Raw genomic sequence first — 11,522 nt, 5'->3', positions numbered from 1 at the left:
ACTGTCCGACCGTCTGCTCCCGATGCCGCCGTCGGGTCAGCCGATCTCGTAACTGTCCCCGTACACCTTCCACTTGAGCGGTGTGTCCAGGTCGAGATTGCCCTGTTCCAGGAAGACCCGCTGGGCGGTCTCGACCCGGCTCACGTCATGGTGGGCCGCCTCCTGGCGCATCGCCCACACCCGGGCGTCCAGGAAGGCGTGCAGGTAGGCGGTCTGGTCACCGCCGTCCGCCGGGGTGTCCGCACCCTGCCGGGCCCGGCCGCGGATGCCACCGAAGCTCAGGGCATCCGTGCCGGGGCCGTGCATGACCATCGCGTCGTAGTAGACGAACTGGCCGAGCGTGCCTAGGCCGTCCTCCTTGGCACACGCGACCGCCGGGTCGAAGTAGCCGCGGTCCCGCTCGTCCCGCTGCGCCCGGCGGAAGGCGGAGGTCCGCGCCGCCTTCCGCCAGGCCGAGGGAAAGCCCGGGTCCAGCCCGTCGTGCGAGTCGGTGCCGTCCACCGCGCGCAGGGCGGGCAGATAGGGGGCCAGGGGGTTGTCGGAGGCCCGCCGTGTGTACAGCTCGACCAGCGCCAGCATGTCGCTCGTACCGGAGCAGAAACCGATGATGCCGGCGGTGTAGCCGCGGCCGTCCCCGATGTCCTCGATGTACGTGTACTGCGCCTGCCAGTCCAGCGAGGAGTTCTCCGCGCTGGACACCAGCCGCATCGCGAGGTCCTTCTTGTCCGGATCGTCGAGCCCGGTCGCGTCGGCGGCCTCGTCGGACGGCAACTGGGTGCTCAAGGCCCCGGCTCCGAGGACGGCGAGCAGCGTGCGGCGGGCGGCGGTTCTGGGCAGGTCACTGGGAAATCGCATCTCTGTCGATCACCTGGCAGGAGCGGGGAGCGGGAAGCCGTCCGGTGAAGTAGGAGCGCGGCGGGACGCCCATCAGGGTGCGGAAGTCGGACGTCATGTGGGACTGGTCGTAGTAGCCGGTGACGGCGGCCAGTTCGGCCGAGGCCAGCTCGGTGGCATGGGCGAGCACGGCGCGGACGCGGTCGATGCGGGCGTAGTGCTTCGGCGAGAGGCCGACACCCTCGCTGAACAGGTTGCGCAACTGACGCTCACTGACGGCGAGTTCACGAGCCACCTCCCTGACGTGACCGGGTATGTGACCCGAGCGCACGGACAGCGCGGCGACGGCGGCCCGCAGCAGCTCGGCCCGTGTCCCGCCGGCCGCGGTGGGCAGCAGGCCCGGGAGGACGTCCGCGAGCCGGGCGACGACCTCGTCGGGCTCCAGCCATCGGAGTTCGTACGCCAGTTGCCGCGCGGGCCGGCCCGGCAGCGCGCCCAGCGGGACGATCCGCCCGAGAAGGTCGACGGCCGGGACACCGAGCAGCGGCCGGACGGCTCCCGGCGCCAGCCGTACCTCCGTGCAGGACACCTGCCGCTTGCCCGCGTGGTACGCGGCCCGGACCCGGGGCCCGGAGACCAGCAGGGTGGGCCGGCCCCGCGCCTCACTGCGGACGATCACCTTGGTCGTGGGGTCGGGCAGCTGGACGAACGGCTTCCGCGGATCCGCCCCCTCGACGGCCAGGGTCTTGATCCCTGCGATCCACGGACGCAGCTCGTCGGGGGTGCGCAGGGCCCGCCCGGAAACGGAGTTGGTCACGCGTCCACCGTAAGCGCGGGGCCGGGGGGTTCGGGCGCGCGAAACGTGCCGGAATTTCCTATCGTCCGGTGCCCCGCGGGACGCACGGTGGTGGTCATGATCCTCGTAACGGGTGCCACCGGCACCATCGGCAGTGAGGTAGTACGACAGCTCGTGGCGCGCGGAGAGAAGGTGCGCGCGCTCACGCGGGACCCTGGCAGGGCCGAGTTGCCGCCCGGCGTGGAGGCGGCGCGCGGCCATCACCGTGACGCCGGTTCGGTGGCGGCGGCCATGGCCGGTGTCGACCGCGCCTTCCTCGTCGGCGTCTTCGGTCCGGAGGACCGGGACAGCGACCGCGGGATGGCCGAGGCGGCTCGGGCGGCCGGGGTCCGGCGGATCGTGAAGCTTTCGGCGATCATGGCGGGCGATCCCAGAACCGGCCTGGGGGGCATCGCGCACGGACACGGTGAGGAGGCGGTCCGGGAAAGCGGGCTGGAATGGGTGATCCTGCGCCCGTCCGTCTTCGCGTCGAACACGTTGAGCTGGGCGGAGGCGCTCCGCTCGGGTGAGCCGGTGCCGAACATGCTGGGCTCGGGCCGACAGGGGGTCGTGGACCCGCGGGATGTCGCCGAGATCGCGGTCGCGGCGCTGATCGGTCCGGGGCACGTGGGGCGGACGTACACCCTGACCGGCCCCGAGACGCTCAGCCCCCAGGGCCAGGCGGCCGCGCTGGCAGAGGTGCTCGGCGGCCCCGTGGAACTCCGTGACCTGACCCCGTCCCAGACGCGTGAACTGCTGGTCGCCTCGGGCTGGAGCGAGGAGTTGGCGGAGGGGATGCTGCGGAGCGTCCGCTTCGTGGCCGAGGGCGGAAACGAGGTGGTCACCGGGGATGTGGAGGAGATGCTGGGGCGTCCGGCGCGGACGTATCGGCAGTGGGCGGAAGACCACGCGGGGGCGTTCGGCGGGGGCTGAGCGCGCAGTTCCCCGCGCCCCTGGACGCCCCAAAGGGGCGCGGGGAACTGCGCGCTCAACCACGACGTATCCGCAGTCGCGAGACGGCACAGCGCGGCACATCCGAAGGCGGCTCACACCTTCCCTCGCGGCCGGAGCACCACCGCAGCGAGCACCAACGCCCCCACCGCGATCCCCGTCCCCACCCGGAACGCCACCTGGTACCCCTCCGCGGTGGCCGCTACCAAGCCCGTCCCGCCCTCCAGCAGCCCCTCCGTCCGTCCAGCCGCCAGCACCGACAGCACCGCCAGCCCCAGCGAACCTCCCACCACCTGCGTGGTGTTGAACAACCCGGACGCCAGCCCCGCGTCCTCCTCGCGAGCCCCCGACATGGCGAGCCCGGTCAGCGCGGGCATCGCGGCGGCGAACCCGGTGGCGAGCAGAAGCAGCACCGGAAGGACGTCGACCACGTACGAGCCGTCGGCAGGGGCACGGCTCAGCAGGGCCATCCCGGCGACAATGAGCACGAGCCCCGCCAGCAGCACCCGGTACGCCCCGAAGCGCCCGATGGTCCGTGCCGACAGTCCGAGCATCAGCACCCCGATGACGATCGGCGCCGGCAGGAACGCCGTGCCGGTGAGCAACTCGCCGAACCCCAGCACGCGTTGGACGTACAGCGCCCCGAGGAACTGGAAGCCGTACATCGTGGCGATCATCAGGATCTGGACGGCGTTCGCGCCGGACAGCAGCCGGGAGCCGAACAGCCGCAGCCTCAGCAGGGGACGGACGGCCCGGGCCTGCCGGACGGTGAACGCCGTGAACAGGGCGAGGGCGAGCAGGGCCAGCAGGAGTGTCGTGGTCACCGCGCGGTCGCCGGACCCGACGATCACGTACACCGTCAGCATCAGCGCCCCGGTGACCAGCGCGGCCCCCGGATAGTCCGCGCCCCGGCCCAGACCTTCGCCGTCCTCCGCATCGAGCACCCGGACCGCCGCCAGCAGGGCGACGATCCCGATCGGCAGGTTGATCAGGAAGATCCAGTGCCAGTTCAGGGCCTGCGTCAACGCCCCGCCGAGGAACGTGCCCAGCGCCCCTCCCGCAGCGCCCACCGCGCTGAACACCGCGATTGCGCGGGCCTGTTCACGTGGTTCGGGGAACAGGGCGACCAGCATGCCGAGCACCACGGCCGAGGTCATCGCCCCGCCCACGCCCTGCAGGGCACGCGCCGCGATCAGCATGCCCTGGCTCGTGGCCACCCCGCACAGCACGGACGCCGCCGTGAACACGGCCAGCCCCGCCGCGAACATCCGCTTGCGGCCGACCAGGTCGCCGAGGCGGCCCACGAGAAGCAGCAGCCCGCCGAACGGGATCAGGTAGGCGTTGACCACCCAGGCGAGGCCCGGCCCCGAGAAACCGAGGTCGCTCTGGATGGCCGGCATGGCGACCGTGACGATGTTGCCGTCCAGGATCGTCATGAGCGTTCCCGCGCACAGGACGACGAGGGCCGTCCAGCGGGAGTACGTTCGGTGCAGTGTTCGCGTCGGGGTCTCGACAACGGCCGTCATGGCGGCGGGCCTCCGCATTCTCCGTGGGTTCCGACAAGTGGCTCAGGTGCACGACTTGTAACGGGGAACATCGTCAGTGACCATGGAGGACGGCGTAAGGAGGCAGTTCGATGTCCCAGGGGAACACCGGTGTTACCGTCCAGGTCGTGAACGCACACGCGTGTCCGGTGCGGGAGGTTCTTGACAGGGTCTCCGGCAAATGGAGCGTGCAGATCCTCGTCGCGGCCGCCCATGGGCCCATCCGCTTCACCGAGTTGGAACGCAGCATCGAGGGCATCAGCCGCCGCATGCTGACCCTGACCCTGCGCAATCTGGAGCGCGACGGCCTCGTCACCCGCACCGTGCACCCGACGGTGCCGCCCAAAGTCGAATACGAACTCACGCCGGTCGCCCGCGAGTTGCACGAGACACTGCAGCGCCTGACCGACTGGGCCGAGCGCAACAGGGTCTACATCGCCGAGGCGCGGGCGGAGTACGACGCCGAGCGCGAGCCGGAGCCGGCCTGAGCTACAACAGGCCCGGGTCCGTGGCCAGCTCCTTGAAGACCTCGCCCGCGTTCGCGACCAGGCGCCGCTCCTTGAGGTCCATCAGCCCGCCGACCGCGGTGATCTCGGCCGCCACGGTGCCGTCCTGCTTGCGGATGGTCTGCCGTATGCGGAAGGTCTTGCCCTCGCCCCACTCGAAGGCGCAGGTCACCTCCACCTCGTCACCGGCCAGCAGCTCGCGCAGGTAGCGGATGGTGGTCTCCAGCGCCACCGGACCCACCCCGCTGCCGATGAGTCCGGCCTGGGTGATCCCGGCCGCTCTGAGCAGTGACCAGCGGGCGTGCTCCGCGTAGTTGAGGTACACGCTCTGGTTGAGGTGGCCCTGTACGTCCGTCTCGTACCCGCGGACGGTCACCGGCACGGAAAACGGCTCGCTCACGTCAATTCCCTCTCATTGCACGGCAGTTGCTGGACCCGATCCTGACATGTGCCCCCTACACCCGGCGTGGCGAGGCCAGCAGATACCGGGCCCTGGTCCGTGGTTCCGTGTACTCGCCGGCCTGCCAGCCGGCCCCCTCCAGGGTGCTCGCGCAGGCCCGCAGCGCCTCGCCGTCCGGCGCGTGCACGGCCACGGCCTCGGGCTGCGGTGTCGCGCGCACCCGGTAGCCCGAGGAGCCGCCCGCTTCCGGCGGATGCCCGGCCGCCTCCAGCGCCAGCGCCGCCGCCTGCACCAGATGCGCGCGCTCCCAGCCGCACGGCCGGCCCGTGGCCCCGTCGGGGTTGGTCATCCGGCGCAGCTCCAGCAGCCCCTGCCAGGCGCTGTGCACCTCACGCGCCCGGGCCGGACCGGTGTCCGCGGCCTCCTGCGCGCCACCGACATGCGCGGCGAACACACCGGTGGCCGGGTCGGCGGCCTGCTCGGCGGACCGCTCGGGCTCCTCCGGAACACTCTCCCGAATGCGGTGCCCGGTCGGGGTCAGGAAATGATCGTGCGGCGGCCGCGGATGCCGGAAGGCCAGGCCGCGCTTGACCAGCGCCTCAAGCTGGGCCTCGGTACCTTTCAGCCGCCCGGTGACGGGATCGGCGGCGTCGATGACACGCCGCTGCGCGGCGGTGGGCGGTCGGGCCATGACGGACACCTCCCCGGTAAGCGGCCTGGTCGAAGGGCCGAGGCGCTCTCGCGACCAGCCCATTCGAAGACTACGACCCGGGTCTGACATTCCACCCCGCGATCACCGGCCGCCCATGCTCCGTCCCCAGCCGGCACACCGTCCCCGTCGCCAGCTGGAACAGTGCTCCGGCCGACGGCGGCAGCCCGAGCCGGCGGGCGGTGAGAACCCGTAGGAAATGGCCGTGCGCCACCAGCACCACGCACCCCTCGGTGTTCGCGTGCGCCGCGTCCACCTTCGCCAGCACGCGGTCGGCCCGTTCGCCGACCTGCTCCGCGCTCTCCCCGGGGTGATCGGGCGGGCCGGGTGCCACGCCGTCCGTGAACAGGAACCAGTCCGGGCGCTCCCGCTGGATCTCGGCGGTGGTGACGCCCTCGTAGCCGCCGTAGTCCCACTCGCGCAGATCGACGTCGATCCGCAGGTCGTGCAGCCCGATGAGCTCCGCGGTCTCCCGGGCCCGCTGCAGGGGGCTGACGAAGGCGGCGCCGACGCGGTGCGAGCGGATCAGCGGCACCAGGCGGCGCGCCTCCTCGCGGCCGCGCTCGGTCAGCGGTACGTCCGTCCAGCCGGTGTGCCGCCCGGACCGCGACCACTCGGTCTCACCGTGCCGGACCAGAAAGAGATCACCCATGCGCGCGCCCTTCCCGCTCGACTCCCAGCACCGTGCCACACCGCTGCGAGGGCTCGCAGGGCGGACTGGGCCGGACGGCCGTTCCCTGGAGCCCTCAGCCCTCAGCCCTCAGCCCTCTGGAACCTCTCAGAGTCCCGGCAGACCCTGCACCGACTGCGCGAGCTGCCCCACCGCGACGACGAGCGGCGTGACCGGCTGCACGAACTCGTTGAGGCGGTCCAGGGCCCGCCGCAGGACCGTCGGCTGCGGTTCGGCCTCGTCCAGTTCCTCGCGCAGGCGGCGCAGCTCCCTGCTGGTCGCGTCGGGATCGGCGAGCGCCGCCCGGTGCTCCTCCAGCAGCCGCTCGACGTACGCGAGCAGTTCGGCCGTACGCTCGGCGTCCTGCGGCTGGAAGGCGACCGAGCCGGAGAACGCCTGGGCGCCGTGCCCCACGGCCTGGTTGCCGACGTAGTGGGTGCCGCCGCTGATCATGACGCCGTTGTTGACCGGGGGGTCCTGCCGCCGGTCGTCGCTGCCCGTCATGAGGACCTCCTACTTTCCGGAACCGGCGACGGGGGCGGCCGCGCCGGGCTGCTGCGGGACGTTCTGGGTGGCGGTCGCGCCCTTGCCGATCGCCTGGTTGCCGATGATGCTCATGCCGCCCTGCTGGATGAGGCCCTGGTTGAGGATGGTCTGCTGCTGGGCGCGGAAATCGGTGATGTCGTACCCGCGCGTGTCGAGGAACTCTCGGATCGCGGCGAGGGTGTGGCGCTCCACCAGCGAGGTGATCCGTGCGGCGTCCACGACCTGGAAGTAGTTCTGGTAGTTCGGGCTCACGGCCAGCTGCCGGACGCTCAGCCGGGCGCCGAAGTCGTAGACCGGGTCCTGCTCCAGGGCCTTCAGCTCGTCCACCATGCGTCTGGTGTGCCGTTCCTCGAAGCGGGCCTGCCGCAGCGCCCGGAACGGGGCGGCGAAGAAGGCAGCGCCGGTGCGGGGGACGGCGTCCAGCAGCAGCCCCCGGCGCGCGGCGGGGGAGAGGGGCCCGCGCAGCCGGTCCACGACGTGGTAGTCGGCTCTCACCGGGCCGAGCACGTGGTTGCTGCAGTGCAGGTGGAGTGTTCTGCCCTCGGTCGAGAAGTGCAGGAACACGGTCGGCACCACGTCCCCGCCCCACAGCGGCACATGGATCGCAAGACAGTGCCGGACCGCACCGGTCGGACGCTCCATGATCCGCTCGACCTGGTCGGCCGACAGCCGGGCGGCCGGGGCGAGAGTCGTTGCCCTGATGAACCGCTCGTCGTCTCCGACGGCCGTGCCGCTCGCGAAGATCCGGTCCTGCACGACGAGGGACCCGAGGGCCGCCTCACCGTCCGCGGCCGCGTCCGGCACGCCGCGCGTGGCGGTCGCCGACAGCCGCGCGCGTACGTGGTCGACGAGTTCGGTGACGGTGAACGGCTGAGGCCCGCCGGGACGCGAGACCCCTCCGACGCGATCGTCGGCGGGCAGGAGTGGCACGGCGAGCGACCACTGCGAGGCGGCCGGCGAATAGCCGAGGAAGGGTGTGTACCCGCTGTAGACCGTGACGTTCCCGTCCTGCGCCTCCCGGATGGCCGCCAGCCGCTCGGCCATCCACTTCCGCGGCGGCACGGTCGGGCGGGGCTGCCGGGAGAACGCCTCGCGGGTCATGGTCGTGCGCAGCAGCCGGTCGACGGCGAGATCATGGCGTACGACCGTCACGTACGCGAGCGCCACCGCCGTGACGGACACCAGGGCGGCCGGCACCCCAGCCAGATAGGAGCCCAGCAGCCAGGTCACGAACGCGGGGGTGGGCAGCGAAGAGACGGCGACGCCGAGACCGAAGGCGAAGAGCACCGCGATGCCCGCCGCGACAGCCGTGCCCACCAGCACCCTGCCCGCCGGCTGGTGTCGGCCGCGCGTGGCCAGGCTCGGCCGGCCGCCCGCCTTTCGGGTGGTCGACAGGAACAACGTGATGAACAGCAGCCAAAGGGGCGCGAAGACGGCCACGAGGGCGAACGCGCCCGTCAGGCGCTGATCCCTGCTGTGCCGCATCTGCTGTGCCGTCAGACAGTGCCGTACGACTGTCACCAGGTCGACTTCGGGAGAGGCGGCCACCGCGCCTGCCTCGTCGGCCAGGACGTCCTCCACCACGCGGTCGGCGAATCCTTCGTCCACGTAGGCCGCGGCGCACAGGTACCGGGTGACGTCACCCGGAGCGCTTCCGACCGGCATGTGGACCGGCGCGGTCGTCATGCCGAGTCCTCCCTCTCTCCAGCGGCGGAGCGGCGCCCTCAGGGCGCCCGTAGTGACTGATCCCGGCGGACCGGCGGTCAGGAGGGCGAGCAGCGCACCGGCCGCGAGGCCGAAGAGGAGAGCGCTGCGCAGCAGGTCCTTCACCAGGGTGTCGGCCGGTGTGAGCACCACGTTGTCCACGAAGGCCTTGTGCATGCCCCACCACGCCAGATTGGCCAGCCCCGACGCCAGCACGCCCGCGGCGAGGCAGCGGAGCCGGCCCGACGCCCCGCGGGCCGACAGCCGCCTGGCGAAGAACACGAGTCCCGCGAGCAGGACCAGGACGGCGAGGTCGTTCACGACCAGCGAGGACGTGCCGCCGTACCGTTCGGTGGAGACCTCCCAGCGGGGCAGGAACGCGGCCTCCACGAGCCAGCGAAGGATCTTGTTGTCGGACAGCTGTATGTAGAACTTCTCGATGTAGTAGTCCGAGAGCGGCCGCTGCACCCACGGACTGCCCGCGAGCACCACGAGCAGGACCAGCAGCGCGAGACGGCCGCGTAAGGACGAGCGTCTGCCCGGCGCACGCCGACGAGGCAAGTACATCTGGGGTTCCCCCATCCCCCGATCCCCCCGGCCCCGGGATCAGGGACCGCACTCCTTGGCATCCCCGCTCTGTCCGACCGTGAACCCCGTCCACACCACCAGCTACTGCCGGTACCCGCTCAGGAACCGCCCGATCCGCCCGATCGCCGCCTCCAGATCCTGTGCGTGAGGCAGCGTCAGGATGCGGAAGTGGTCCGGGGTCGGCCAGTTGAAGCCGGTGCCCTGGACGACCTGGATCTTCTCCTGAAGCAGCAGGTCCAGGACGAACTTCTCGTCGTCGTGGATCTTGTGGACCTTGGGGTCGAGACGCGGGAAGGCATAGAGCGAGCCCTTGGGCTTCACACACGAGACGCCGGGGATCTCGTTGAGCTTCTCCCAGGCCACGGTGCGCTGTTCGTACAGGCGTCCGCCGGGCGCGGTCAGGTCGTGGATGGACTGGCGGCCGCCGAGCGCGGCCTGGATGGCGTACTGCGCGGGCGCGTTGGCGCACAGCCGCATGGAGGCCAGCATGGTCAGGCCCTCGAGGTAGCCCTTGGCGTGCTGCTTGGGGCCGGTGATCACCAGCCAGCCCGAGCGGAAGCCGGCCACCCGGTACGTCTTCGACAGGCCGCAGAAGGTCAGGACGACCAGATCGGGGGCGAGGGCGGCGACGGAGTGGTGCACGGCGTCGTCGTACAGGATCTGGTCGTAGATCTCGTCGGCGAAGACCATCAGGCCGTGCCGGCGGGCGAGGTCGAGGATGCCCTCGATGATCTCCTTCGGGTAGACCGCGCCGGTGGGGTTGTTCGGGTTGATGATGACCACGGCCTTGGTGCGGTCGGTGATCTTCGACGCCATGTCGTCCAGGTCCGGGTACCAGTCGGCCTGTTCGTCGCAGAGGTAGTGCACCGCCTTGCCGCCCGCGAGGGTCGTGACCGCCGTCCACAGGGGGAAGTCGGGGGCGGGGATGAGGATTTCGTCGCCGTCCTCGACCAGTGCCTGTACGGCCATCGAGATCAGTTCGGAGATGCCGTTGCCGAGGAAGACGTCGTCGACGTCGACCTCCAGGCCCAGGGTCTGGTAGCGCTGGGCGACCGCGCGGCGGGCGGAGAGGACGCCGCGGGAGTCGGTGTAGCCGTGCGCCTGCGGGAGCATCCGGATCATGTCCTGGAGGATCTCCTCCGGCGCCTCGAAGCCGAACAGCGCGGGGTTGCCGGTGTTGAGGCGCAGCACGCTGTGGCCCGCCTCCTCCAGTGCGTCGGCGTGCTCGATCACCGGGCCGCGGATCTCGTAACAGACCTCGCTGAGCTTGCTCGACTGCCGGAACTCCATGCGCTGCTGCCTCTCCGGTTTCGGGTGATGCTTGGTTTTACCAAGTAGGAGCTTGGAAAGTCCAACAACTTGTCTAGACTGCGTCGCATGTCACCTCGCCGAAGCTACGACCAGTACTGTTCCGCGGCCCGCGCCCTCGACGTGGTGGGCGACCGATGGACGCTGCTGATCGTCCGGGAACTGCTGTCGGGGCCGCGCCGCTACACGGACCTGCACGCCGACCTGCCGGGCGTGAGCACGGACGTACTCGCCTCACGGCTGAAGGACATGGAGCGCGACGGTCTGGCCACCCGGCGTCGGCTCCCCCCGCCCGGCGCGGCCTTCGTCTACGAACTCACCGCCCGCGGACGCGAGTTGCTGCCGGTGCTCCAGGCCCTCGGCACCTGGGGCGGGCCCGAACTCGGCACCCGACGGCCCACCGACGCCGTACGCGCGCACTGGTTCGCACTGCCCCTGCTGCGCGCGCTGGAGGGGGAGGGACTCGTCGAAGTGCGGCTGGAGGAGGGGGACTTCCATGTGTACGCCGGCGCGCAGGACGGTCCCGCGTACGGCGAGGGGCCGGCCCCCCGGGAACCCGACGCCCGGCTGGTCCTGGACTCGGAGGTCTGCGGGGCCGTGGGCCGGGGGGAGTTGAGCCTGACGGACGCCGTGCGGGACGGCCGGGTCGAGGTGACCGGGGACGGCGCGATCGCCAAGGTGCTGCGAGAGGTGTGAAGGAAGAAGGCCCGCCGGAGCGGGCCTCCTCGCCGGGCCGTCAGGCGCCGGGCGGGCAGCCTGGGGAGGTCACCTCGGCCTGGTGGGTGCGGCCGGGACGGCGCGATCGCGAGGGCGTTGCGGGAGGCGTGAAGGAAGAAGGCCCGCCGGAGCGGGCCTTCTCGCCGGGCTGTCAGGCGCCGGGCGGGCAGCCTGGGGGAGGCCACCTCGGCCTGGTGGGTGCGGCCGGGA

Annotated in this window: 12 protein-coding genes; 3 read left to right on the top strand and 9 right to left on the bottom strand. The window is 71.6% G+C overall.

Going from position 1 to position 11,522, the window contains the following annotated elements:
- Nucleotides 1-36 precede the first annotated feature (36 nt).
- Both AQJ46_RS36655 and AQJ46_RS36650 read right to left on the bottom strand, forming a co-directional pair.
- A complete protein-coding gene (locus AQJ46_RS36655; protein WP_059209653.1) occupies nt 37-855 on the bottom strand; it encodes a chitosanase in 819 nt (272 codons plus the stop codon).
- A complete protein-coding gene (locus AQJ46_RS36650) occupies nt 839-1,651 on the bottom strand; it encodes an AraC family transcriptional regulator (RefSeq protein WP_059209652.1) in 813 nt (270 codons plus the stop codon). The genes AQJ46_RS36655 and AQJ46_RS36650 overlap by 17 nt, the downstream gene beginning before the upstream one ends.
- 87 nt (nt 1,652-1,738) lie before the next feature.
- On the opposite strand from AQJ46_RS36650, the gene AQJ46_RS36645 reads away from it, so the two are divergent.
- Entirely contained in the window at nt 1,739-2,602 is an 864-nt protein-coding gene (locus tag AQJ46_RS36645) for an SDR family oxidoreductase (RefSeq protein WP_079072563.1), read from the top strand.
- Between the two features lie 113 nt (nt 2,603-2,715).
- On the opposite strand, the gene AQJ46_RS36640 is transcribed toward AQJ46_RS36645, so the two are convergent.
- Complete coding sequence (locus AQJ46_RS36640) at nt 2,716-4,146, bottom strand: MFS transporter (protein ID WP_059209651.1); 1,431 nt, start codon at nt 4,144-4,146, stop codon at nt 2,716-2,718.
- 110 nt (nt 4,147-4,256) lie between these two features.
- Here AQJ46_RS36640 and AQJ46_RS36635 point away from each other — a divergent pair, with 110 nt between their 5' ends.
- On the top strand, nt 4,257-4,652 hold the full coding sequence (locus AQJ46_RS36635) for a winged helix-turn-helix transcriptional regulator (RefSeq protein WP_057617245.1): 396 nt from the start codon (nt 4,257-4,259) through the stop codon (nt 4,650-4,652).
- 1 nt (nt 4,653) lies between these two features.
- Here AQJ46_RS36635 and AQJ46_RS36630 read toward each other — a convergent pair whose 3' ends face one another.
- From AQJ46_RS36630 to AQJ46_RS36605, 6 genes are all read right to left on the bottom strand, one after another.
- Nucleotides 4,654-5,070, bottom strand: a complete 417-nt coding sequence (locus AQJ46_RS36630) for an acyl-CoA thioesterase (RefSeq protein ID WP_059209650.1) — start codon at nt 5,068-5,070, stop codon at nt 4,654-4,656.
- Nucleotides 5,071-5,125: 55 nt separating this feature from the next.
- Nucleotides 5,126-5,761, bottom strand: coding sequence for a hypothetical protein (locus tag AQJ46_RS36625; RefSeq protein WP_059209649.1), 636 nt, complete (start codon nt 5,759-5,761; stop codon nt 5,126-5,128).
- Nucleotides 5,762-5,831: 70 nt separating this feature from the next.
- A complete protein-coding gene (locus tag AQJ46_RS36620; protein WP_059209648.1) occupies nt 5,832-6,431 on the bottom strand; it encodes a histidine phosphatase family protein in 600 nt (199 codons plus the stop codon).
- 126 nt (nt 6,432-6,557) lie between these two features.
- Entirely contained in the window at nt 6,558-6,953 is a 396-nt protein-coding gene (locus AQJ46_RS36615; protein ID WP_059209647.1) for a hypothetical protein, read from the bottom strand.
- A gap of 9 nt (nt 6,954-6,962) precedes the next feature.
- The gene (locus AQJ46_RS36610) at nt 6,963-9,266 is read right to left on the bottom strand and encodes a hypothetical protein (RefSeq protein ID WP_059209646.1); all 2,304 of its coding nucleotides are present in this window, start codon (nt 9,264-9,266) and stop codon (nt 6,963-6,965) included.
- A 102-nt stretch (nt 9,267-9,368) separates the two neighbouring features.
- A complete protein-coding gene (locus AQJ46_RS36605) occupies nt 9,369-10,577 on the bottom strand; it encodes a pyridoxal phosphate-dependent aminotransferase (protein WP_059209645.1) in 1,209 nt (402 codons plus the stop codon).
- An 87-nt stretch (nt 10,578-10,664) separates the two neighbouring features.
- On the opposite strand from AQJ46_RS36605, the gene AQJ46_RS36600 reads away from it, so the two are divergent.
- Nucleotides 10,665-11,291 carry a winged helix-turn-helix transcriptional regulator gene (locus AQJ46_RS36600; protein ID WP_059209644.1) on the top strand — a complete coding sequence of 209 codons (627 nt, stop codon included), beginning with the start codon at nt 10,665-10,667 and terminating at the stop codon, nt 11,289-11,291.
- Nucleotides 11,292-11,522 lie beyond the last annotated feature (231 nt).

The organism is Streptomyces canus (assembly GCF_001514145.1).
GTDB classification, from domain to species: Bacteria; Actinomycetota; Actinomycetes; order Streptomycetales; family Streptomycetaceae; genus Streptomyces; species Streptomyces canus.
Note: the sequence above shows the minus strand (reverse complement) of the source record. Positions and strands in the feature narration are given on the sequence as shown.